Below are 25,090 nucleotides of genomic sequence, written 5' to 3' on the forward strand. Positions count from 1 at the left end.
ATGTATAGTCAAAATTTGTAAAATTTCATCTCTCAATTCCCTATTATCTAAGCTACTACTCAAAAACTTTAAGGTTTATTATCAGAGCTTCTGTTTAAAGAACTCGTTTTTAAAACTGATCAATGTCTTCATTACTGAGATTCTCCTCTTCAACTAGTTGGCAAAGAAAATAAGGGATAATTAGTGTTAATTTTGGATTAGCTAAATACTCGGTAGAATGCACACAATTATAATAATAGTCTTTGAAAACTTCGAATGGTTCACTTCTTTGGATAAAGCCATTACTTTGAAATGCCCCAGTTAGTTGATCTTGATTAAAATGAATGAGTTGCATACGCAGATTTTCTTCTACATCATTAGATAAAACAAGTAAGCATATGATATTTTTAAAATTATTATTTTCGTAATTTAAACACTTATTATCTATCAGTTTATTGTCGATCTTACGTCTTATATAATAAAAGAGAACTAGTCATTGAGTATATGTAAGACAACTGAAAATGATCAAGCAATACTTGTTCTAAATCATAATCTATGAGCATTTCTTGAGATATATGGCAAAAAGAGTCTTATCCTTATTATTTAAACACTGATATTTTAGATACTTTTTTACCCAAGAAATTGTAGATTGTTATTGAAATTATATGATAAATTAATTTATTTATTCTTAATAGATATTAATATCTTAATATGGAGAAAAAATGAACAATGATGCAAATACTACCCAAAATAGAGCCCTGAATGAAAGACAACAATTCAAAGTTTTTAGTAGCAAGTAGTAGAAAATAGTGAAGTCATGGAGCTTATATTGTATAGGGAAATGTTAGATATACAGATTAATGGATAATAAAATCTTTAATTTATGATTTAAAGAGTGTAGAAATGATGCATTTCTATATAATAACCCATAAAAGATATTTTAGTTTTAAAGAAAAAGATAGATAGTGATATAATTGTATTAAGTTTATGTTAAAAATTGCCACCTGAATTCTATACGCAAACGGATTATGCAGCTTTATTACCAAAGATGAAATTGATATTATAATGCTGCAAGAGATAAAAATGAGCAGTTTCCTTATGAACAAATCAGGTTATAAATGATGGATAAAAAGCTAGGTTGCGATATTATCAAATAGTTGAGAAGAACAAGTATTATTGATAATGAAGTTATTTAGAATGTTTGATTGAATGTAGTTTCTTTTTTTGACTTATACCAATACATTATGCTACTGAAATGTATAAAACAGTTTAATCTTTTTGTAATTTTTTGATCTCATCTAAAGGTAAGCCGGTAAACTTGACAATGGTGTTTACATCAACATCATTAGCTAGCATAGCCTTTACCACTTCAATTTTGCCTTCAATTTTCCCTTCATCGAATTTTTGAGCTAAAGCAGCGATTTCATCTCTAAGACGTTTTTTTCCTTGCTCATAGGCTGATAATTCTTGTTCTGACCAGTTAAATTTATTCATTTCCTCATAGGCACGTTTAATAATTAAATCACTACCAACTATTTTATCTAAGTCCTCTTCCCTTGTTTCTGCGGCATATTTAAAGAAATAACACCATTTTTCAACAATATTTTCTAATTGATCTTCTTTAGTCTTAGAAAACTTGGGTAGTTCAATAAATGTAAAGTAGATGTCTTTTAAATCATGCTCAAAGCTATCTCTATCTAAAATAACATGATCTGACTTATAGCCTATTTTGTCAGGAAAAATAATGCAATCAGCAACAGCAACAAAGATTATTTCCTTAAGATTATGATATTTATCCCCTTGATCTGCTTGACCTGAATAGGCTTTAGCGGCATAGTATTGAGCACGTTTTTCAAAGCCTTTGGTTTTAGTGAATTGCATCTCGACAATATATTTGATGTTTTGAGAGTCCTTACATAAAATATCAACTATGCTCTGTTTTTTAGAGGCAATCTCAGGATCTAAAACAGTGGTTAAAAACTCAACTTCCAAAATTGCACCTAAACCAGTAAAACCAAGAATATCATTAAGAAAGTGAATGAGGATATCTTTATTCTTTTCAGAACCGAATATTCTCTTGAAGGCAACATCATTGCGAGCATCGAGAAATTTAGAAATAGTCATATATAGAAAGGGAATAAAACCTTAATAATTATACCCTATTTAAAGTAAAATTAAAATAGCACCTTTAGTCTTTTATAATATTATAGTGAAAGAATAAACATAATACGAAATACTTTATATTTATCTTATCTATTCTGCTCAATGTAACCATGGAAGACCAACCTATATAGAAATGAAGCTCTCTGACATTGAAAAATTGTTTGAGCGGAGGTGAGTTTGACTTAGAACCTATCTTAAAAAGGAATGAGGAAAAGAATATGATGAGATAAATAAAAGATAGGAGAATAAGTGACAAGGAATGGGAAATTTTGATGTTGTACAAGGGGCAATAGAAGGAAACATAAACATTAGAACAATGCGAGACAAGATGAGGGGCATGCTGCCAAAAACCATGGAAGACGACTACTTTCTCAGGTAATGGCAAATTGGAAATTAATAAAAGAGGTAAGGTTGGTAAGAATGAAATACCTTAAGTAGGAGTAATTGATACAGTAGAAGTAATTAATCAGTGAAAACCATTCAGAAATAGAGGCTGGCAAGAAAATAAAGTTCTAGTAATTGCTGTTAAAATTACACCTCTTTATTTCAAGCTAAAGAAAAAGTTACAGAAAGGATATACAGGTAAATTACAAGTTTATTGAACACTCCCGATACAGGATTTTAGGTTATTCCTAAACGCTGGATTGTTGAAAGTTGGCTTTTAGGCGAAATAGCCTTACTTCAAAAAACAATGTCTTTTTAATATTATTACTTCCATGCTTACTAAATTTTACTCCTTTCAAGACAGGTTCTAAAATTTAGCCATTTCCGGTAGAGTTTTGCGCAAATTTAATTTTGTGCTCCGAGTTTTTTGTCTTTGCGGCCATTCGTATAGTGTTAATTTTCTTTATTTTGCCGTTGATTGACTCGATTTCCCCATTTTAACTTTATTGGCTGTTGATCAATATTATATTGTAGCAATGTACTTATGTCTTTTCTATACATTTAGCAGCACATTCGTGTTAAATACTATTTGAAATTTGCTTTAACTTCTCCTTCAGCTCGAAACATTTTGTGTGGTCAGGTACTTTCAAAAGTACATTGATTATTTGTTCTGACACTTTTTTCCTTTCTTACTACCCTCTTGTTTTCTATGCTTCGACATATATACTCCTCTCTTAACCGTCAAGTTAATATACTAATAATATAAGTCAATTGTAACGAAAATTAGATCTACTATTTGCAATATATTTTTCTTATGCTATAACACACAAATTTTAAGGCATATGAGCGTATTGGTAGTAGAGTCTCCAGCAAAAGCTAAGACTATCAGTAAATACTTAGATAGAAAATTCAGGGTGGTTGCTTCTTTTGGCCATGTTAGGGACTTACCAGCAAAAAATGGATCTGTAGATCCAAATGATGACTTTGCTATAAAATATGAAATTATAGATAAAGCAGAAAAATATATAAAAGAGTTAGTTAAAGCAGCTGCAAAAACATCAGCGGTTTACTTAGCAACAGATCCAGATAGAGAGGGTGAAGCAATTGCTTGGCATGTAATAGAAGTACTAAAAGAGAAGAAAGCAATAACTGATAAAGTACAAATATATAGGGTAATATTTAATGAAATTACCAAAAATGCAGTAACAGAAGCAATTAAAAATCCACGCACAATTAATATGGATTTAGTTAATGCACAGCAGGCACGTAGAGCTTTGGATTATCTAGTTGGCTTTACTTTATCACCTCTTCTCTGGAGGAAATTGCCAGGCAGCAAGTCAGCAGGACGAGTACAATCTGTAGCTTTAAGGCTCATCTGTGAACGTGAAAACGAGATAAGTAAATTTATATCGCAAGAATATTGGAGTATTAAAGCTGAGTTTTTAGGTGAGAAAGATGAGGTATTTTTTGCCCTACTTAGCCACTATGATAATAAAAAATTAGATAAGCTTGATATAAAAAATCAACAAGAAGCTAATGACCTAGTTGATATCATAAAAACTAAACAATATGCCATTGCAAAAGTAGAAAATAAGCAAATTAAAAGAAATCCGCCATTACCATTCATTACCTCAAGCCTGCAGCAGGAAGCTTCAAATAAGCTAGGCTTTGCCGTAAAAAACACTATGCGTATAGCACAAAATTTATATGAAGGTGTTGATATCGATGGAGAAAGTGTGGGCCTCATTACCTACATGCGTACGGATGGTTTTTACGTTGCTAATGAGGCTATAAATGCAATAAGACAAATAGTTGGTTCAATGTTTGGAGAAAGATATTTACCAAAATCTGCAAGAAAATACACAAAAAAAGTAAAAAATGCACAGGAAGCTCATGAAGCTGTAAGGCCAACAGATATCGCTAAAACTCCGGATAGTATTGCGAAATTTTTAACTGCAGAACAACTTAAGCTTTACGAGTTAATATGGAAGAGAACTGTAGCTGGGCAGATGGAATCCGCACTTATTGACCAAGTGGCAGTTGACGTAGAGTCGCAGGATAGGCAGATTATCTTTCATGCTACTGGCTCTACTGTTGCATTTGATGGTTTTCACAAGGTATATCAAGATAGTAGAGAAGATGAAAGTGCCAAATTACCTAGCCTTAAAGAGGATGAATTGTGTGAATTAAAAGAAGTTATTCCTGAGCAGCATTTTACGCAACCACCACCTCGTTTTAATGAGGCAAGTTTAGTTAAAAAAATGGAAGAGATAGGAATAGGGCGACCATCAACTTATGCAACCATCATATCAGTGCTGCAGGATCGTGGGTATGCTGCTTTAGAAAACAAACGTTTTATTCCTAGTGATCGTGGTCAGATTGTGACAATATTTTTAACGAGTTTTTTTAGTCGTTACGTTGAATATAATTTTACTGCTACCATGGAAGAGGCATTAGATTCAATATCAAATGGAGATATCTTTTGGAAGGAAGTACTTGGCAAGTTTTGGTCTCCATTTATACAGAATGTTAATTCTATAAAAGAAATGGAGAACGATAAAATATTAGATACAGTGCGTAATTTAGCTGCTGGCTATCTTTTTCCTGATGATATAGACACAAAATGTCCAAAATGTGAGGATGGAAATTTAAGGCTTAATGTTGGATGCACCGGGGTATTTTTAGGTTGCTCCGGTTACCCTGAATGCAAATATACAAGAGAAATTAAAGATGATAATAATAATGATAGTCAAGGTGTAAGTCAGTTAGAATATCCAAAATTGCTTGGGTTAGATCTAAGCTCGCAAAAAGAAGTGTTTATAAAAAAAGGTCCATATGGGTTTTACGTACAATTAGGTAGTGAAAATAAAGGAAAAAAAGTGTCTTTGCTCAAAGATGTGGATCCAAATTTAGTTGATTTAGACTTTGCTCTCAAAATGCTATCTTTACCAATGGTTATTGGCCATCATCCAGAAACAAAGAAGGAAATAAAAATAGGGCTTGGTCGTTTTGGTCCTTATATTTTTTATGATGGTAAATATTCTTCGCTTAAGAGAAAAGATATCTTTAGTGTTACAGTTGATGAAGCCTTATCAATCATCACTTCTGGCAGTAGTGGAGAAGTAAAATCTTTGGGGTGTAATCAAGATGGAGAGGAGATCTCAGTACGCTCTGGAAGATATGGACCTTATATAAAATGCGGTAAGGTAAACGTCGCTCTCGGCAAGGATTTTAACACAGATCAGGTAACTCTAGAAAAAGCCATGGAGATGATTGAAAGTAAAAAGCAGAAGAAGCAATAAGTTTGACTTACTTAGAATATAATATTTTTATTGATTATCTATGATAAAAAATGCTATATCATATTTTTCGGATCTGAACCCTATTTGGCATATGATCAAAAGTTGGCTCAAAACTTCTTATTGGTCAACAGTGATTCAGTTTAGGAAATACTGTAGTAGCTCAAATGATTGTACGTAAAGTTTTTTACTATTTTTTCTTCATTTGATAGATTTCTATTCCAGCAACCTTTTTATTAATCGCACCATCCCTTCCTGTCAATTTCCTTTATAGATGACAGTATACTTTCTTCTCATTCCTTATAATCTACCAATGTTTTGTTTTTTTGATCCATGTCTAAAACCTCCATTTTTTGTACTAATCATACTTTTTGGTTTGATTCAGTTTATTGCGTTTTTACTTTATTAACTTGCTAAGTTTACTTCTTAGGCTGCCAAAAATATTACTGATTGAGGCTTGTTCCACAAAAGTAGATAGAGCTTTTGGCTTACAAGGTTTAGTAAATTCTTTATCTTCGATAGCTTTTATAACACTTTTTCCCCCTAAAAGACAGTTTTTACCCAAACTTGATTTGTCTTTTAGTTTGTTAAACTTTTCTTGATTCTCTTCATCAAGTTTTACTTTTATTTTGTTATTATCTGTTGTATCAGGATATAGATGAATGCTGATCTTTTCTTTTTTACCTTCTATTTTTATGGAAAAAGACATCTTAATTACACCTTGTGGAACATCTATATAATTTCTTTTCTCTTCTAATCTTTCAACTCTAATTACACTGCTTCCAATCTGTAGTATGCCAACTCTTAAGTTTAACTTATATTCTGAGTTTAAGCTTTCTATGATCCAATTATTTGTAATCTTTGTCGGTTTTAACCATGCTGCTCTTTTCATATTGTATAAAAAAATAGCCATTATCTATTGCTACTCCAAAATTATCCTTTCGTTTGCTTTTATTTATAACACTTTTGTACGCCATGTTTTTAAGTTTGGTTTCAGTTTTCCTGTCGTTCCTTGTCATTTTGAGCTTCTACATCTCTCATCTTTTGATGAAACTCGTCAATCAGCTTCTCTTCATCTTTAGTTAATAATAAACTTGGCCCTATTGGCAATGGGTTACCTAAAATAAAATCATTACTAATGTTGAGACCATCATTTGAACCCTCTTCTGAATCCCAATTACTACTAGTTTCTGTATTAGCACTATATATACTACTTATGGAAGAAGTTCTACTGTGACTCATACTACCTTTCTACTTAATTTAAAGAGCGCAACTATTACTAATATAATATATCCTATCTAGCATGATAGACAAATAATAAAATATATTTTATGCCAATATTGCAAGTAAAAATTCGCATCTTTGCTAAAAATCTTTATGTTAAAATAAAGGGAAAAAATTATGCAGATTAACCGAAAGAAAAATCATCAAACTACATAACTTTTGGTTTATAAAGCTAAGTAAAATCCCTCTTGTAATTAGAGAAACCGCATTTATTTTTAAGCAAAAAAATCAGTAAAAATTATTTTTAGAGATACATAATCCAAAATTATAACACTTAGATAAGCCTAAACTTACTTCTTTACAGTGTTAGTTCAATTAATACACTTTTATCTGACCTTAATCCTATTGATAGGTGGCTACTCCACAATTGAATAACTATACAATATTGCTATTTGGTTCTCTGATATTAGTTAGTAGATTTTCTAAAATTAGCATATTTAAAATCTTATTCTAAATCCTTTTCTCTTGTCCCAATCATAAATCAAACCCCACCTTAAATTTGAGTGTTCTATAATCAAAACGTCTATTTTAATTTCAAAATCACGTTTTTATTTTCTCTCCTTTATCTAATAGGTTATTTCTCGCCCTTCTATATGGCAATTCAACATTTGTTCTACAAACCTCTGTAACAACTAAAACTTTTATGCTCTATAATATGTGAATCTTTAAAAACCAAAATGTGAAAAAGATGTATACATAATTTAGTTGATAGGGTCTTTAGTATGTATTTTTTCTTTTTTAGAAGGTTTCTTCTGGCTTTTTTACTGCTGTTGCAATTGTATCATATCACCTTTAAGGATTTCTGGTTTCAATCCATTTTACTTAAACATATGAAAATTTATATACCATAAGTAGCCTATCCTCTATGTAGTTCTATGCCCACTTTTTCCTTCTTCATCCAAAGTTTCTATCATCCTATTGAAAATTTCACTTCTCTTAACTATTCGTTTATGTTTCTTGCTTTTTTTCAATTTTATTACTCATTTCTTCTCCTTTTTTTAAGGGGGATTCTAGTATTCTTCTAGTCTTTCAGTCTCGTATGCTGTAATTAAAGCTGAAATAAACTCATCTAAATCACCTTCTTTTAATATATGCTCTAGTTTATATAACGTCATATTTATTCTATGATCTGTTATTCTTGATTGAGGAAAATTATAAGTTCTAATACGTTCAGAACGATCTCCAGAACCTATAAGACTTTTTCGCATCTTAGATTCTTCACTTTCTCGCTTCTGTCTTTCAAGCTCGTATAATCGAGTTCTAAGTACCTTAAGCGCCTTGGCTTTGTTTTTATGTTGTGATTTCTCATCTTGTTGAATAACTACTGTACCCGTAGGCAAATGTGTAATGCGTACAGCGCTATCTGTTGTATTAACTGATTGTCCCCCAGGACCACTAGAACGATACACATCTATTCTTAAATCTTTTTCTTCTATCTTAAAATCAATCTCCTCAACTTCAGGTAGAACCGCAACTGTTGCAGCCGATGTATGAAGCCTTCCTGAAGACTCAGTTTCTGGTACTCTTTGTACTCTATGAACCCCCGATTCAAATTTTAACTTTGCAAAAACTTCTGTGCCAGAAATAGAAGCGCTTGCTTCTTTATACCCGCCTAAGCCAGTATGCGAAATACTCATAGGTTCAAACCTCCAGCCTTTTTTTTCCGCGTACCGTTGATACATACGATATAAATTGGCAGCAAAAAGCGCCGCTTCTTCGCCTCCAGTACCAGCTCTAACCTCAAGTATTGCATTTCTGGTATCATCAATATCTTTTGGTAATAATGCAAGCTTTAACTTATTTTTTATCTCTGGTATGATTTTTTGCTTTGAGAATAATTCTTTTTTTGCAATCTCCTTAACTTCAGGTTCGTCTTTAATCTCCTTTATTAGCGCTTCTAAATCGGCTACTTCTTCTAGCAGAGAGTCATACTCGTTTACTGTTGTAATAATGGGCAATAGCTCTGAGTGCTCTTTCGAAAGAGCTATAAATTCTGAGGAAGTTAAACCACCTGGGTCTGCTAACTTCTGATTAAGAGAGCTAAACTTTTTCTTTAGCTCCTTTAAATTACTTTCTAGATCCATAGCTTTTATTAATAACTTTAATTATATAAATTTACAATAATTCTGGTATTATTTAAAAGACTATTTTATTTTTTTTCATGAAAAGTGATCAGAAAAACTGTTTTTTGTTTAGTATATCAGATGTCAAATCATTTCTAAATCTCAATACTGCTATTCCTGAAGTTGCATTTGCTGGAAGATCAAATGTAGGTAAATCCAGTTTGATAAATAAGCTAATTTACAATAAGGCCGCAAGAGTATCATCCAAACCTGGATGTACAAGACAAATAAATTTTTACACAATACACAACAGTAAGATCAGAATAGTTGATCTACCAGGATATGGTTACTCTATTGCTAGCAAGCAAGATATTGCTCAATATTTAAAATTAATAGAACATTATCTAATAAACAGGAATAATCTACAAAGGGTTTTTTTATTAATAGATGCAAGAAGAGGCTTAAAGGAAATAGATGAAGATTTTGTTTTTTGGTTAATACAAAATCAGATATCATTTCAATTAATATTAACGAAAATTGACAAAATTGGCTTAGATAGTCTCACACTCTCGCTAGAAAATATTAAAAAATGGATGAATAGTAAAGGGTTGCTCACCTATCCGACAATTGCTTTTAGCGTTTATCAAAAATCTGGAATAAAGGAGTTACGTAATGAAATTGCAAAACTTTCAGGAGAATAAATATGCAAAAGATATAACTCTAGAGCAATTTGATGGAAATAATGACTGGCTAAAAAAAGCAAACATCTTATCGGAAGCTCTACCATACATGCAACGTTTTGCTGGAGAGACTTTTGTAATAAAATATGGTGGTGCAGCAATGACAGATGAGAAATTGTCTGCTACTTTTGCACACAATGTTGTTTTGCTTAAACAGATTGGTATTAATCCTGTGATTGTTCACGGTGGTGGAAAAAAAATCAGTGAAGTACTAAAGACACTGAAGATTGATAGTAAGTTTATCAATGGCCTCAGAGTAACAGATAAATTTACCATTGAAATAGTAGAGATGGTATTATGCGGACATGTAAACAAAAAGATTACTCAATTGATCAATTCAGCTGGTGGTTCTGCCATCGGTCTTAGTGGAAAAGACTGTAATCTAATTGAAGCAAAAAAAATGCCTATCACTCATAAACAAAGTGAATTAAATAACGTTGAAAAGATCATAGATATGGGTTTTGTTGGTGAACCAAGTAATGTTAATCCCGACATTCTATTTTTTATAGAAGAATCGGATTTCATACCAGTAATCGCGCCGGTATGTGGAGGTGAAGACGGCATTACATATAATGTAAATGCAGATAGTGTTGCAAGTGTAATTGCAACTGCCATTTCCGCATCAAAATTAATTATGCTTACTAACGTTAGTGGAGTTGCAGATAGTGATGGTAATATAATTAGTGAAATGTCAACAGAAGAAGCAGATAACCTAATTAAATTAGGAACTGCAAAAGAAGGGATGATACCTAAACTTTTATCTTGTATTAAAACGGTAAAAGAGGGGTGTGAGATGGCTCATATACTAGATGGCAGAATACCCCACGTCTTACTTTTAGAATTATTTACTGAACATGGTATTGGTACAATAATTGTTGACAGTTTATAGCTTTTTATTTTACTGATATTTTAAATCAAAATTAGTCTTCTGAAAAAACTTCCTATACATATATAGTGTTTCTACAATGATAGGCTTACCAATGTTTCTCATTTTTCTGCTTTTTACAGAAGGGGCTATGCAAGAGATTTAATGAATGACAACTTATCATCTAACAGTAGTTTTATATTTATAGCTATTTTACTTGCAAGTGAATTAATATCTTCAATCTTTGAGCACTTTGACAGCACATAATTAGTAAGATCATCTTTATTTTCTGGTTTGCCAATACCAATTCTTAAGCGCCAGTAATTTAGACCGATAAAATTATCTAAGGATTTAATTCCGTTATGCCCTGCTGAACTTCCACCCCTTTTAATTTTTACACTGTTTGGTTTTAAATCAGCATCATCATGGATAACAACTATGTTATCCAATGGTATTTTATAAAAGTTTAGGATTTGCAGTAAAGGCTTACCTGAATCATTCATAAAAGAGTAAGGCTTAAGTAACATAATTTTATCTGAGTTGATTATTCTAATTGATAATAGGGAATCAAATTTTTTTAAAAATGCGGGAAAAGACCAGGCTCTAGCAATAATATCAATAATAGTGAAGCCCATATTATGATAAGTATGTTGATACTCTCTACCAGGATTACCAAGCCCAACAAGCAAATGCATTATGGCTGCTGTGTTACCTCTGCTTTGCTAGCATCAGTATCAGTAGCAGAAATTGTTAAAATTGTAGCATCATCTTCCTTTAATGCCAACTTTATGTTTTTAGGAAGCTTTATCTCACTTGCATGAATTGATTGACCTATCATCTTTCCTGATAAATCTACTTCTATAAACTCTGGTATATCTTGAAGAAAGCATTTAACTGTAATTGTGCGATGCAGTATGTTCAGTGCTCCTCCTAATTTAATACCAGGACATTTACTTTCATTAATAAAATGTAGAGGTGTGTTCACCTTAATTTCTTTTTCTGTATCAACAAATTGGAAGTCGACATGCTGGACTGTATCTTTTACAACATGCCGTTGAATTTCACGTATTAAAGCGTACTCATCTTTACCATCTATACTCACTTTTATTAGATGGCCAGAAAGAGATCCAGACCTATACTTTTTCACAAATTCATCCATAGATAGAACTAAACTTATAGAGTCTCGCCCTTTGCCATATATCACTGATGGTATTTTACCCTGCGTACGTAAACGTCTTATTTTTTGCTTTCCTTTTAAGGAGTCATCCCTTGTTTGAGCATTTATTACTGCTATCTCTTGCTGTACCATCTCTTATGCTTAATATAATTACTTATAGTTAATTTCTTTTGTATTTGATTTTTTGTCAATGAATTTATTATTTGTACATAAAATCGTATATATCTAATTAAGGTCCCTTAAATATATAATATTATAACAAGAGGTAAAAATTGTGGCAAATAGTATCTAACTGTTTTTACGATAATTAAAGATGATATTTTAGTAAAGATGAGCTTTAATTTTAGCGGGAAATCACAATAAACTTACTTTTAAAATGAAGTTTTAAATTCAGTATAAAAATAACCAAAAACTTACATTAATTTAGATAAAAAAATTGCAATCTTACATGTTTTTTTAATAAAAGCAGATAACACATCATAGCAAGGGGCATACTCAGCACCATGTTCGATAGCAATATCGTGATGTTCTAATTCTTCATCACGGAATTTACTAACAGACTGTTTAAATTCGCTATCTTCTAAACGTAGCACTTGCTCTTTATAATGCTCACCAATTACTTCTTCAACTGCAGAAGTGCAAGCCATGGCAGCCTTCTCACCCATAAGGGCAGTTACCATGCCAAGCCCTACACCAGCAATATGCCAAAACGGCAAAAACACAGTGGGTCTAATATTCTTTTTTTTCATTTCATTGTTAAAATAGTAAAAATGTTTCTCTTCTTGCTCCTTCATAGAAGTAATTTTATGTAAAGAAGGAGATTTTGAGAGAATGAATTCCTGACCAGAGTAGATGCAAACAGCACCATACTCACCAGCATGGTTAACTCGTATTGCTTGCTCTAGAAATTTTTCATAACTAATTTTTAAGTTACTGATTTTCATAAATGTTATATAGAAATAAGTTGATAATTAGCCAAAATACAGAATAAGTCAAATTCCACTGTGCAATAGATAACCCTAAAAGAATATAAGGCCTATCACAAGTGGCAACGTAACTAGAGTCTAGAAGGCTATCTTTAATAGTATCAAAGCTTAGCGTATCAAATTTTCTTGTGCAATTTAAAATATCAGAAAACCAATGTAATTCTAGCCCTACGTGATAAAAAGAAATTATAGCACCTACAGAATAGGAGAAAAACATTATGTAAATTACAATTTTATATGTTCTAAGCAAGGAAAACAGTGATAACATCATAACTGTAAAATACGGTATACGTTCATATAAACAGAGCTTGCAAGGTATGGCACCAAACACGAACTGAAGTGAATAAACGGAAGCCAATGCAAGCAAGCTAGATAAAAAAAAGACCGGTTGTACTTTTTTACTGAACATAAGTAATTCCTATATAAATTACTTCTTAATATAAATTGTTAACCTAAATTAGTGAATAAGTAATTTATTTTACAACTTTTAAGATAAAATATAAAAAAAGTTCTAGCCAAACGATTAACAAGCTGTATATTTAAAGGAGCTGTAGCTAGCAAACAAATCGTATCCCCCTACTTTATACTAGCTACAGCAACCATATTACAATTATTTAGCATTAGTGTTAATTAGTATATAATTTAAGAGAAAATTTTTAACCTAATAGAGAAGCAGGGAAATCATAAGTGGTACATAGAATAAACCTATTATACTACTAATAAGGAGCACAATAGTGATTCTATCAGGTTGATAATTTAAAACATTGGCTATAATTATTCCTGACCCTGATATTGGTACCACTGCGAGTAGTATCAATGCTTTGTATATGTTATTGCCATATAACTTTAGAGTTGCTTTATCTAAAAGGATTAAGCCAAGTACAACCAAAGGCCAAAATACGTATTTTGTAATTACAGTGACAAAAACAAGCTTCCAATCTATGTTAAAACTTTTTACATTTGACACACATATACCAAGCAACATTGTTCCCAGTATCATAAATGTGCTTCTAATGTTTGTCATAAAGTCAAATAAAAAATCCGGCATAGAGAAGCTGAAATAATGCATAACAAGGCCAGCAATCATAGCATGTGATGACGGTATTTTTATAAGTTTTATTAAGCATTCTTTAGCAGTATATATACCATTTGCTGCTATATAAAAACCTAGACTATTTTCAAAAAGCAACATGCCAACGTAACATACTATATATATTGCTATTGTTTCCTCATCAAATAAAGCAATAGCTACAGGTAGTCCAAAATACCCCATACTTGTGCTTCCAGAACTAAAAGCTAATATATTTCTTGTATTATCTTTATAAAGTAGGGCAGAGCTGCAGTAAATTATTAGTGATATAGTGCTGCCTATAGACCATATCAAAATCGGCAAAGAGATAACTTGAATATTTAATTCGGTTGTTGAGATACCATTTAATACAACAAGTGGACTCATTATATAAAAAAGTATGTGAGATATGCTGTTTCTATCAGCTTTTAGATATTTTCCTGCTATGTAACCAATCAGCATTGTAATATATAGTGGAAATACTTTGAGTAAAAGAGCAGTAAACATAGTTCTAATCTAGCTTAGCTTTTTAATAAGCTTATTTTCTATAAATTCAATTACTTTATCTTCTTATAAGATTCCATTTTAAGACATAGAACCTCCCGATTAAATACAATCATTAACTGCATAAGTTCTTTCCAACCTTATATTTATAACAACATTTATTTTTATTAGAGTGAGGTCAAAGGATAGGAAAGCTATTTATCATAATAAGCCGGTATCAATTTTTTCTATAAATTCTGTACCTTATAGATAAGTTAGCATTATAGTATAAAGTTTCACACTTATTTTTGCAATAGAGCTATTTTTATTTTGCTTAAAATACAGATTGAGGTTAAAAATACACAAAAGAATCGGTAGACATATCCTCATATTCAATGTAGAAAATAATAGGTCTGTATTGCACGTGAGGTAAAGTAATGTTTCTTGAGCTATAACGTCTTAAATGGGGAGCTGTCACTGCTGATATCTTCATAAGTTTAGTATATAGTGCCCACCTTAATTTTGAGGCATAAGAAACCACTCAGGCTAACGGCAAGCACGGACCTTTTAAGTTGTTTGTAGGTTAGAATAAACTAGAATAAAAGTGATCTATAAATATGAAGATGAGAGTATCTTAAATTTTACTATTTACAAGTTGTTTGAGTTGATAATTGGTATAGAAAAATATCCTGAATTTATACCGTGGTGTGTAGCAGTAAATGTTATCAAAAAAAGCCATTGTAAGGTTGTTGCTGATGTGGTTGCAAGTTTTAAAGGTATCAAGGGAAGGTATACTTGTGAAATAATTTTTAATTTGCCAAGTATGCAACAAAGTTGTTTAATAAAGGTTAGAGCTATACAAGGTTTATTCAAGTATTTACATAATGTGTGGGAGCTTATACCTCAAGATGAGAATAGAACTATAGTTAAATTTTATATTGAATTTGAATTCAAATCTTCTTTTTTGCAAAAGCCATTTAGTATGGCTTATAAACACGCACAAAAAAAAATTATTTCTGCTTTTAAAAAAAGGATACACTTATTGACATAACGTGAATTTTAATTGTATAATTAAGGTACTTAAAATTTTGTGGTTAATGTACAGCAAGGTTTTGTTATTTTTAGTATTAATTTTTACTTGCTTAAGTGGAGCTAAGGGGCAGTATTTTGATAGTAATTTTAAATTATTAACTGATGTTTCCGATTTAGCAGCAGATGATCTTTTAAAGGTATTACCAGATGATCGAGTAATTGGTAATAAGAATGCTCTTGTTACTATGATAGAATATGCTTCGTTTTCCTGTTATCACTGTGCTCTTTTCCATATAAACATTCTTCCAGTAATAGAGGAAAAATATATTAAAACTGGTAAAGTGCTTTTTATATTTCGCAGCTTCCCACTAGATTATAAATCTTTAAAAGCATCAATGCTTGGGCATTGTTACTACAATACAGCTGATTACTTTGCTTTTAGTAAAGCGGTGTTTAGCTTGACAAATTTTTGGAATAATAAATTAAGTAGCCTTAGTGCTCTAGAAAATATAGCAAAGTTAAGTAATATCAGTAAGGAAAGATTTGATCAATGTATAAATGACTCAAATATACTCAATACAATAATAAATCAAACACTTTTAACTGCTGAAAAACTTAAAATCACAGGAACACCTGTATTTTTTATAAACGGTAAAAGACATGAAAGTGTACATAACCTAAAATATTTTACTGCTTTATTCGATAGTATAATAAAATGATCACCCTATATTGCTAAAAAGAATAATAATATTATTCTTTACTTTTTTTAGCACGTTCGAAATCCATTTTATTTGGATCCCAAGAATAGGTATATAAAGTAGGTTTATCTTTAATAATAACAATATTACCATCATAATACTGAACTAAATCCGCACTATTCTTTTGCGCTTCAACAACTCTTTCTATATACTTCTCACGATAAGCAGGATTACGTAAAATATCGGCTCCATCACTTTTATTAGATGATACTTTTTCTATAATGTTACTAAAGTAAGAACACATAATAACTCCCTCCCATATTAAATAGAAAATTCATTAACCCTTTTTGAGGGTAATATAGATATTTAATTATGTCTATCATTTTTATTTCTTCATCTCATTGTATTTCCTCAGTAGTTTTTTATTTGGTGACTCCTGATTTATCTCAAAAACCTATTTTTATCTCTAATAGAATCTAAGCAATTTTTGATGTATATTAAAATGTTGATCTTATCAAACAAAATAATTAAATAATAAGACTTTTGTTTAATTGTATTAATTGATAAAATGACTATCAGTAACAATCATATTATCTCTTTTTGGACTTGTTGAGATCAAACTTATTCTTTTTTCTAGGAGTTCTTCTATCCTTTCAATATACTTCCTAGCATTAGTTGGTAAGCCTGTTAAAGTAGATTGATCGCTCGTTTTCTTCTTCCATCCTGGTAATTCTTCGTACACTGGTTCTAGTCTTTGCTGCACTGAAGACAATGCAGGCAAATAATCATAAATCTTATTGTCAAATTTATAGCCAGTGCAAATCTTAACTACGTCAAAGCTATCAAGAATATCTAGTTTAGTTAAGGCAATACTTGATATTTTAGCGAGCGAGATAGCTTGCTTGGCTAAAACTGCATCAAACCAGCCACAACGCCTTTCCCTGCCACTTACTGTACCTACTTCTTTACCTATATTAAATAATAACTTTCCTGTTTCATTCTTTTGTTCCGTTGGAAATGGACCATTTCCTACTCTTGTTATATAAGCTTTCATAACTCCAAGCACATGTAAATCTTTGCAATATATGCCAGAGCCTACTGCTGCATAAGGAGCAATGGTATTGCTAGAGGTAACAAAAGGATATGTACCATGATCGATATCTAACAGTATTCCCTGCGCACCTTCAAAGATAATTCTTTTATCTGGCTTTAATTTATCCAATATTTGCCAAGTTGCTTGTAAATATGGCAATATCTTTTGAGAGATATTTTCCAGTTCGTTTATGACCTCTTCCTGTGCTAGGGGTTGAAGCCCCGCTCCCTTCCTTAAAGTATTATGATACTGAAGTAAAATACTGACTTTTTCTCTAAGCGTATTATGATCCTGCAGGTCACACAGACGAATAGCTCTGCGGCCTACCTTATCTTCATAGCACGGCCCTATGCCCTTATTTGTTGTATCAATTCTTTGCTGCTCACGCAAATTTTCAAATAATTCTTCCTTTTGTTTGTGTAAATTCAATATTAAAGGACAGTTTTCAGATATCAGTAAATTATGTGGTCCAACATCTATATTTACGCTTTTAAGATTTTCTATCTCCATCATCAGTGCACTAGCATCTAACGCTACACCATTACCTATAATAGATAATTTATCATTCCTAAGTATTGAAGAAGGGAGGAGGTTAAGTTTATAAGCAGTGTCGTCAATTACTATGGTGTGCCCAGCATTATTTCCCCCTTGGAAACGTAGGGCAACATCTGCTTTATTGCAGAGCCAGTCAACTATTTTTCCTTTCCCTTCATCGCCCCATTGCATACCAACAACTGTTATGTGTTTTGTCATCTAGCGTCTTAATATAAAAGTTATAGTTAACAATATAGATGCGTAATGTCAATTCTCTTAAATTAATTAAAAAAGTGTTTATTTTATTCTAAAAACAGCATATATAGAATCATTTTACAGAGGGAGAGAATTTGCTAGCTCATTTAATTAGGAGGATAAAAATCCTTTATTTTAAAATATTAATACTGTTTAGTTGGAATTATCAAACTAGAATATTGAAAGTACTAATGGGAGAATCCCCTAGAAAAAAGTCATTCAGATACCTAATAGAAGCACTTTTACAGAAACACTTATTTAAGTTGTTAGAACTAGAAACTGATAAGTCTAAGGGCATTTTGCATTTAATAGCAATGTCTGGTAACAATCTCGATATATTATCAATTCTTATAAAAAAAGTGCCTCAAAGAACATTGTTTGAGCTCTTACAAGAACAGAAAGCAAATAGCTATACGCCTTTCAGGTTGCTGCATTATTTAACTTAGAAATGGTGCTACTCTTAATAAAAAAGATGTCATCGGATCAGCTGTATACCCTTTTAACTGTAAAACCTTCAGATCATTTTATACCCTCTATACCCTTAAAGAACATCATGTTAGAATATAAAAGCGGAACAAAAATCAGCAAGGATGTAGTAGATGCTCTTGTAGAAAAATTATCAAACAGTCAGTTTTTTAACTTGATCTTGGCTCAATTTAAATGCATAAAAGTTTGCAATAGGAGTACAGATAATTTGATATTGGTGGTAAAAGCTATTCCAAAAACAAGCGAACTGAGTAATGATACACGATTATACACAGCAGATAAATTTAAAAAACAGATGCTTGAGCAACTTTGCATTCATATGCAGCCGGGTGAAGATTATTCTTTTCCACATGCTGAGCTATGTAACAACAGTTGCTTATTAAGAATCTTTGTGATGCAGACAAAAAAAGGAGAGGAGTTATGTCAAACCACTTTGGAAGATTACGAGGGTTTTATCTCATCAAAAGGTTTATTGCCCACAATATTAAACTATAACAAATTAGAGATTGATTCTTTATATGCAGTTTCAAAATCAAAATGTTTTGAGCTTATAAGAATGGAAAAAGAGTATGGATATACTTTTTATCAGACTGAATCATCTGATCACTTCACAATGTTGGTTTCCACGAAAAAATTGCCTAAAGGAGTGCATAGGTATAACGCGCCGCAGTTCATAAACGATGCTAAATTCCTTTTGAATTCTGCTACAGACAGAAAAGCAGCGGCAACCTTTAAAACAAATAGTATGGCTGATGTTAAGTCAAAACTTGATATTGCACGAATTTTGGATTGTATATTCTATAGTACTTTAACACTTGAAGAAGATTTAGATGTTCTAAGAAATGTACATTCATTAGTTGCTAGTAATACTTATAAAATAGACCTCCATGACCTTCTCAACCTGTTTTTGCCGTTAGTTAGTAGCATTAGAATGTATAAGGAACAGATATATAGTTTTTCTGAAGGTTGGGTAAATTATAGAGCACTACCTAACATAGAAGAGGTCTCAATAAATGCAGATGAAATAATAGAGAGAGGAAAAAAGATATATGTAGGTAATAAAGAGCTAATTAAATATAAACATAAAATGTATGAGTATCAAGAAGTACCATGCTTAGGCAAAGAAAAAATAGAGCTACTGATGTATAATGGCTTATTTGTTCCTTATATTGAGCCCTTACCTAATCTCTATTTGCAATCAATAGATTTGAGTAACCAGGAATATTGTAAGCGGCAAAAGGCGCTGGCAAAACAATTCATTGAAAGTGGTAACGGTTTTTTTATTAGTAGGAGAGGTTTAATTAGTATGTTTTCTAAAGTTTTAAAGGTGGTGTTTCCTAGTAGTGGTTTAGATATAAGGACAATAGGGGTATTGTTTTATTATAATCAAATTTTACCTTATGTAAAGATTGTCTCTAGCTTCAGTACTAAACCTGATCATTTAAAAGCAGGATATTGCTTGTCATTAAAGAGCAAGGCCACAGTTATTATGGCTTCTCTAAATAAATTTATCATCCTTTATAAGAAGATTGAAGATTTTGCAATAGATTTATGTGGAGAAGAAATGGCAACAAAATTAAAAGAGAATAATAACGCACTAGGTTTTTTGAACGCCTTGTCAGAGAGTGTGGTAAAGTCTTCTCCTTACAGCTGTTTACGGTACTTAGGACATATGGGGTCCGTTGATGGAGCTTTTGATGACGTAGAAAAAGTAGAGCATGCAATTGAGTGCTACCAAAAGTCACTAAACAATCTTTTGTTGTCTGTAAACATAAACGAGGAAACGGTACAGAGGTTTACAGATGAGGACTTTAAAATGATAATTAAGCTCTATTGTGATTTAGAGAGTAACAATGAAGTAAGAGCAGAAGTGATAAAGGATATTAAACAATACAGTGGTGACCTCTTCTTAACACAAAATACTTTCCAAAACTCATGTCATGAGATGATACATCAAATATTTTGTCAAATTGGTAAACAATCTAAGAAGGAGCAGTCTGTTAATTCCGAATTAACAGATTCATCCATCTCAGTTCTATCGAAAAAAGCATCAAAATTAAATGTAATCAGATAAAATATAATTGCACTATCTATTAAAAATTATAGCATTAGAGATAAGGTTAAAGAATAAAAATGGAAGTCTATTACGCATTTGATGATGTTTTACTTATACCAGCTAAGTCTTGTGTTCTACCTGTGTCTGCAGATGTTACAACATATTTAACAGACAATATAAAGCTGAACATTCCTCTTATCTCAGCTGCAATGGATACTGTAACTGAAGCAAAGCTTGCGATAGCAATTGCTCAGCATGGGGGTATTGGGTGCATCCATAAAAATTTATCTATAGAAAAACAAATAGCTGAAGTTAAAAAAGTCAAGAAATATGAAAGTTGGATAGTATATAACCCAATTACCATATCTCCAGATATCACTATATCTAAAGCTTTATCGATAATGAATAAATATAATTATTCTGGCATGCCAGTTGTTACTGGTCTCAGTAATGAGCTAATTGGTATTTTAACAAACAGAGATGTGAGATTCATCGAAGACAAAGAGCGAAAAGTCTACGAAGTCATGACAAAAAAAGACAAGTTAGTCACAGTACAAAGAGGGATAAAGCGCAGCGAGGCTATGAAGCTTTTAAATCAATATAAGATAGAAAAACTTTTAGTTGTTGATGATGATTTTAGATGTATAGGCTTAATTACAGTTAAAGATATCGAAAAATATGATAAATATCCCAATTCTTGCAAAGATGATGATGGTCGTCTAAGGGTTGCAGCAGCAGTTGGCACCCAAGATATAGAAAGATGTGAAGCGCTGATTAATGAAGAAGTTGATGTACTTATTGTTGATACAGCTCATGGACACTCCAAAAAAGTTATAGATACTATAAGGGATATTAGAGAAAGATATCCAGAGGTGCAAATTATAGGTGGTAATATAGCAACAGCAGAAGCAGCACAAGCATTAATTGACGCAGGGGTTAATGCAGTCAAGGTCGGTATAGGACCTGGTTCAATATGTACAACACGAATTGTCACTGGAGTTGGCATGCCGCAGTTTTCCGCAATTATGAATGTAGCAAAAAGTTGTAAGGGTACTAATGTTAGAGTTATTGCTGATGGAGGAATAAAATATTCAGGAGATATAGCAAAAGCCATAGCTGCTGGTGCGGATGTTGTTATGATAGGTTCTATATTTGCTGGCACTGAGGAAAGCCCCGGTGAAGTTATAATATATAAGGGAAGAGCATACAAAGCATATCGTGGTATGGGTTCAATTAGTGCTATGAAGAAAGGATCAGCAGGTCGTTATTTTCAAGATAAAAATCTGCAAGAGAAGCTTATTCCAGAAGGAATAGAAGGTAGGGTGCCACTTAAAGGACAGGTAGCAGGCATTATCCATCAACTAATTGGTGGGCTTAAATCTGCTATGGGTTATACCGGAAATGGAAACATAGAGAAGATGAAGGGAAATTGCAAATTTGCTGTTATAACGTCAGCAGGGCTTAGGGAAAGCCATACTCACGATGTAATTGTCACTCAAGAGGCCCCAAATTACGCCTGCACAATCGAAGAATAATTCTTTTTACTAGAATTTTAAATAAATTTTTCAATTTAAAGTTGACAATTGATAGTTGTTTTGCTATTACCGTTTTCTAGTATAAGTAGAAGTTATAGAATAATTTCTAGTAATACTATTTTTAATAGATTGATTGGGGTGCACTATATGCCAAAAAGTAACACATTAAGTGAACAATATGATGATTTCATTGATAACTATATTAAACCAAAATTTGAGTCTCTCGCTGAAAATGATGGCAAAATCAGAATGTTCTACAAAAAAAATAAAGAACAAGATCAATCAGTTGCATTTGTATCTTCAAATACTGCAACAGTATTTGAGTTATCAAATAATAATCAGTATTGTAGTGCACGTGATCAAGAAATTGGTAATTTAAGTTGTATTATCTATCATGAAGCACATAAAGAAGTACATAAAAATTGCATAACTCAGCTTCATTCTGGTAGCATCGAGGATAAATTTTTAAGGTTTGTAATACAACAATTTTTTGATAAAACTAATCCAGTCATTCCATATAACAGCACTAATTATGAAGCAAATGAGCTGTTTACAGTAGAACAATTAGTACAAAAGTTTAAAATGTGTCAACATAGATCTGCCTTCTATAAGATAGATATAACTAACATGACAGAGAACAATCCTACAGAATACTGCCGTCTATTCACAACTGCAGGAAAAGTAACATTAGATAAATTTAACAACTCAGAGGCAGTAGATGCATGGTTTGACTCAGCAAAAAGTGAAATTCAAAACATCACTGATGCACTAGAAGAAAATGGTACGGTAAGTCCAGGTAGTGGTTTAATGCCTGACCAAGAGGTATGTTATCCTAAACGACCATACTTTAGTAGCAAAGAATATATTAGTATTATTGATAATCTCTTTGGAAAAAAATTAGAAAAATTTGAAAATGAATTAAGTTTTAAGGCGGACGAACTTTATACAGATAGTAATGTATACGTCGGCTTTAGTAGATTTGAAATAACTGACATTGCTGGTAATACAATGAAAGTTTCATATCTTGGAGAGAATAAGAGATGGAATTTAAAAGTTAATGACGAAAATTTGACATTTAAGTGTGATCAACCTCAATCAAGAGCTTTTGAGGTAATAACACAATACGTATATTACAACGTTTATCTTAAAGAAAACGGAAATAGTACTAGAGTTAAATTAGAGAATTGTAAACCTTTTAACAAAACAGATTTCTTAACATCGCTTAAAAAAATTCCCAACACTAAAGGATATAGATATTACTTTACAGATGGATTAAGTCACAAAAGGCCTGTAAGTAAAATCTCATCTCCTTTTAACTGTAATTCTAAGCCTATTGAAGCTGCCGCCGCACTTACAACAATAGTTTCAAGTATTTTATTGCTTACAAACACCACCCCAGCAATAGGCTATAATAATAGTACTAATACATCCATTATCAGTGCTAATCATAGCACCACTACCAGTAAACCTGAGCAAGATGATAATATTGATAAGAGCCATATTGCAGTGATAGTGGGATTTGCATTACTAATTTTTGGTATTGGTGTTGTATGCGCAATTTGCTGCTATGTAAACAGGAGAACTTCTAATAAGAAGCATACGGAACCCATGTTTGTTAAATATGAACAGTGCGATGATAATATTAACAACAAGTGCGCTACTTTGCCAATAATAGAGGAAGGGCAAGAAGAAGAGGTACTAGAAAATGAGCAAGGTACGGTGGCAAAAAGAGATATATCTGCTGTAACAGAAGACACGCAACCGCTATTACCAAACAATAACCAACAAAATGATTCTACCAGTGGAGGAATAGGACTCTCTGATGAAGATGCGAGTAAGGTAGCAAATGCAGTGAAAGAAAATTTTTCATGTGGATCAAACAAAACACCATCACCACCTCTACCTTTAAAAAAACAAACACAAGCGCAGATACGTTAGCAGTGCAAAATGATGGATTACAGAATCCTCAGTGTTCAGGAGTTGATGGACCTCAAGAAGAGAAAGAAAGCAAACACTTGACAATGGCTTAAGTGATGAAGTTGCAAGTGGACAAGACTGGTATGATGCGCAAGGGAAGTGTGCAGATACAACATATGCAGAACTTAGACCTAAAGTAGAGAAGAGACTACCATCTTCAAATGAGGGAGTAAGTCCATCACTTGGAGAAACGCAAGTTGAAAGTTCTGCTCACCAAGCTTCTATAGCTCACACATGATAGATTGCCCCAAGTAAGGTTGTGTGATAAAAAGGTATATTAGGTAAAAGAGGAGTTAAAACCATATAGTGAAGATTTGAGAGAACGAGTTTAAAAAGTGGTAGATGAAAGAAAGATGAGCATGAAAAGAGATGTTCAATATCGACAATATACCGATGGCGTAAGATGAGGAGATAATGTAAAACCAGCTTTTAAAAAGGAGATAGTCATACAATCAAAAATATAGATGATTTTAACAAATTTTTATATAAAAATCAGGATATTACAGTTGACCAAATAATCGAAAAATTTGGTAAAAAGCACAGTATTGCAAAAAAGTTGGTTATACATATAAATTTCTGTATCAGGAAAGAGATGATTTTGTAGAAAGTATAGCTAAGAAGAAAATTTGATATTCATAGATGAATCTGGCATTGATGAATTTTATGCATATGGATGGGCTGCAAGAGATTGTTTGACCAGCGTTTAAAAGAATCGGGGAGCTTTAAACCAAGCTAATGGTTTTTGCAGGCAGTGAAATTTTTGAGGCTTATATCGAAAATATTCTAGTTCCAGTATTAAAACCCGGACAAATTATAGTACTTGATAAATCCATAAAAACAAAATTGAAGAAGCTGGATGTAGAGCGCTGTTTTTACCTCCATATTCGCCGGATCTGAACCCATATTTGGTTTACCATTAAACACGCTGTGAG

Annotated in this window: 20 protein-coding genes, 1 other RNA gene and 1 pseudogene; 10 read left to right on the forward strand and 12 right to left on the reverse strand. The window is 32.0% G+C overall.

Annotation, left to right across the window (positions count from 1 at the left end; all coding sequences use genetic code 11):
• Positions 1-109: 109 nt before the first annotated feature.
• Both AACL19_RS00560 and AACL19_RS00565 read right to left on the reverse strand, forming a co-directional pair.
• Positions 110-334: a hypothetical protein gene (locus AACL19_RS00560; protein ID WP_339045840.1), complete on the reverse strand. Its 225-nt coding sequence runs from the start codon at positions 332-334 to the stop codon at positions 110-112.
• Positions 335-1,248: 914 nt separating this feature from the next.
• Positions 1,249-2,103: an Rpn family recombination-promoting nuclease/putative transposase gene (locus tag AACL19_RS00565; protein ID WP_339045471.1), complete on the reverse strand. Its 855-nt coding sequence runs from the start codon at positions 2,101-2,103 to the stop codon at positions 1,249-1,251.
• A gap of 1,265 nt (positions 2,104-3,368) precedes the next feature.
• Between AACL19_RS00565 and topA the strand changes: the two genes are divergently transcribed.
• A complete protein-coding gene (gene topA, locus AACL19_RS00570) occupies positions 3,369-5,828 on the forward strand; it encodes a type I DNA topoisomerase (RefSeq protein ID WP_339045841.1) in 2,460 nt (819 codons plus the stop codon).
• Between the two features lie 394 nt (positions 5,829-6,222).
• On the opposite strand, the gene AACL19_RS00575 is transcribed toward topA, so the two are convergent.
• From AACL19_RS00575 to prfA, 3 genes are all read right to left on the reverse strand, one after another.
• On the reverse strand, positions 6,223-6,738 hold the full coding sequence (locus AACL19_RS00575; protein ID WP_339045842.1) for a hypothetical protein: 516 nt from the start codon (positions 6,736-6,738) through the stop codon (positions 6,223-6,225).
• Between the two features lie 80 nt (positions 6,739-6,818).
• A complete protein-coding gene (locus AACL19_RS00580) occupies positions 6,819-7,067 on the reverse strand; it encodes a hypothetical protein (RefSeq protein ID WP_339045843.1) in 249 nt (82 codons plus the stop codon).
• 1,052 nt (positions 7,068-8,119) lie between these two features.
• Positions 8,120-9,193, reverse strand: coding sequence for a peptide chain release factor 1 (prfA, locus tag AACL19_RS00585; RefSeq protein WP_339045844.1), 1,074 nt, complete (start codon positions 9,191-9,193; stop codon positions 8,120-8,122).
• A gap of 77 nt (positions 9,194-9,270) precedes the next feature.
• On the opposite strand from prfA, the gene yihA reads away from it, so the two are divergent.
• Entirely contained in the window at positions 9,271-9,873 is a 603-nt protein-coding gene (yihA, locus tag AACL19_RS00590; protein ID WP_339045845.1) for a ribosome biogenesis GTP-binding protein YihA/YsxC, read from the forward strand.
• The gene (gene argB / locus AACL19_RS00595) at positions 9,845-10,801 is read left to right on the forward strand and encodes an acetylglutamate kinase (RefSeq protein WP_339045846.1); all 957 of its coding nucleotides are present in this window, start codon (positions 9,845-9,847) and stop codon (positions 10,799-10,801) included. The genes yihA and argB overlap by 29 nt, the downstream gene beginning before the upstream one ends.
• 125 nt (positions 10,802-10,926) lie before the next feature.
• Here argB and pth read toward each other — a convergent pair whose 3' ends face one another.
• The 5 genes from pth to AACL19_RS00620 all read right to left on the reverse strand — a co-directional run bounded on the left by pth (position 10,927) and on the right by AACL19_RS00620 (position 14,516).
• A complete protein-coding gene (pth, locus tag AACL19_RS00600) occupies positions 10,927-11,472 on the reverse strand; it encodes an aminoacyl-tRNA hydrolase (protein WP_339045847.1) in 546 nt (181 codons plus the stop codon).
• Complete coding sequence (locus AACL19_RS00605; RefSeq protein ID WP_339045848.1) at positions 11,472-12,086, reverse strand: 50S ribosomal protein L25/general stress protein Ctc; 615 nt, start codon at positions 12,084-12,086, stop codon at positions 11,472-11,474. Before AACL19_RS00605 ends, pth begins: the two co-directional genes overlap by 1 nt.
• Positions 12,087-12,367: 281 nt before the next feature.
• On the reverse strand, positions 12,368-12,898 hold the full coding sequence (locus AACL19_RS00610) for a demethoxyubiquinone hydroxylase family protein (RefSeq protein ID WP_339045849.1): 531 nt from the start codon (positions 12,896-12,898) through the stop codon (positions 12,368-12,370).
• Entirely contained in the window at positions 12,885-13,349 is a 465-nt protein-coding gene (locus AACL19_RS00615) for a disulfide bond formation protein B (RefSeq protein WP_339045850.1), read from the reverse strand. Before AACL19_RS00615 ends, AACL19_RS00610 begins: the two co-directional genes overlap by 14 nt.
• A 252-nt stretch (positions 13,350-13,601) precedes the next feature.
• Positions 13,602-14,516 carry an AEC family transporter gene (locus tag AACL19_RS00620; protein ID WP_339045851.1) on the reverse strand — a complete coding sequence of 305 codons (915 nt, stop codon included), beginning with the start codon at positions 14,514-14,516 and terminating at the stop codon, positions 13,602-13,604.
• Between the two features lie 383 nt (positions 14,517-14,899).
• Between AACL19_RS00620 and ssrS the strand changes: the two genes are divergently transcribed.
• The 3 genes from ssrS to AACL19_RS00635 all read left to right on the forward strand — a co-directional run bounded on the left by ssrS (position 14,900) and on the right by AACL19_RS00635 (position 16,243).
• Positions 14,900-15,061: non-coding RNA, 6S RNA (ssrS, locus tag AACL19_RS00625), on the forward strand.
• A gap of 35 nt (positions 15,062-15,096) precedes the next feature.
• A complete protein-coding gene (locus AACL19_RS00630; protein ID WP_339045852.1) occupies positions 15,097-15,543 on the forward strand; it encodes a type II toxin-antitoxin system RatA family toxin in 447 nt (148 codons plus the stop codon).
• A gap of 46 nt (positions 15,544-15,589) precedes the next feature.
• Complete coding sequence (locus AACL19_RS00635) at positions 15,590-16,243, forward strand: DsbA family protein (protein WP_339045853.1); 654 nt, start codon at positions 15,590-15,592, stop codon at positions 16,241-16,243.
• 31 nt (positions 16,244-16,274) lie between these two features.
• Here AACL19_RS00635 and AACL19_RS00640 read toward each other — a convergent pair whose 3' ends face one another.
• Entirely contained in the window at positions 16,275-16,526 is a 252-nt protein-coding gene (locus tag AACL19_RS00640) for a hypothetical protein (RefSeq protein ID WP_339045854.1), read from the reverse strand.
• A 252-nt stretch (positions 16,527-16,778) separates the two neighbouring features.
• Positions 16,779-18,068 carry an adenylosuccinate synthase gene (locus AACL19_RS00645; protein ID WP_339045855.1) on the reverse strand — a complete coding sequence of 430 codons (1,290 nt, stop codon included), beginning with the start codon at positions 18,066-18,068 and terminating at the stop codon, positions 16,779-16,781.
• A 589-nt stretch (positions 18,069-18,657) separates the two neighbouring features.
• On the opposite strand from AACL19_RS00645, the gene AACL19_RS00650 reads away from it, so the two are divergent.
• The 4 genes and pseudogenes from AACL19_RS00650 to AACL19_RS00665 form a co-directional block, all read left to right on the forward strand.
• Positions 18,658-20,664 (forward strand): hypothetical protein, encoded by a 2,007-nt coding sequence (locus AACL19_RS00650; RefSeq protein WP_339045856.1) that lies wholly within the window; start codon positions 18,658-18,660, stop codon positions 20,662-20,664.
• 59 nt (positions 20,665-20,723) lie between these two features.
• Positions 20,724-22,181 (forward strand): IMP dehydrogenase, encoded by a 1,458-nt coding sequence (gene guaB, locus AACL19_RS00655; protein WP_339045857.1) that lies wholly within the window; start codon positions 20,724-20,726, stop codon positions 22,179-22,181.
• 147 nt (positions 22,182-22,328) lie between these two features.
• Positions 22,329-24,119, forward strand: coding sequence for a hypothetical protein (locus tag AACL19_RS00660; RefSeq protein WP_339045858.1), 1,791 nt, complete (start codon positions 22,329-22,331; stop codon positions 24,117-24,119).
• A gap of 795 nt (positions 24,120-24,914) precedes the next feature.
• Positions 24,915-25,057, forward strand: a pseudogene (locus AACL19_RS00665) (transposase); the annotation flags it as partial.
• Positions 25,058-25,090 lie beyond the last annotated feature (33 nt).

Source organism: Candidatus Mesenet endosymbiont of Agriotes lineatus (genome assembly GCF_964019585.1).
Lineage (GTDB): Bacteria > Pseudomonadota > Alphaproteobacteria > Rickettsiales > Anaplasmataceae > Mesenet.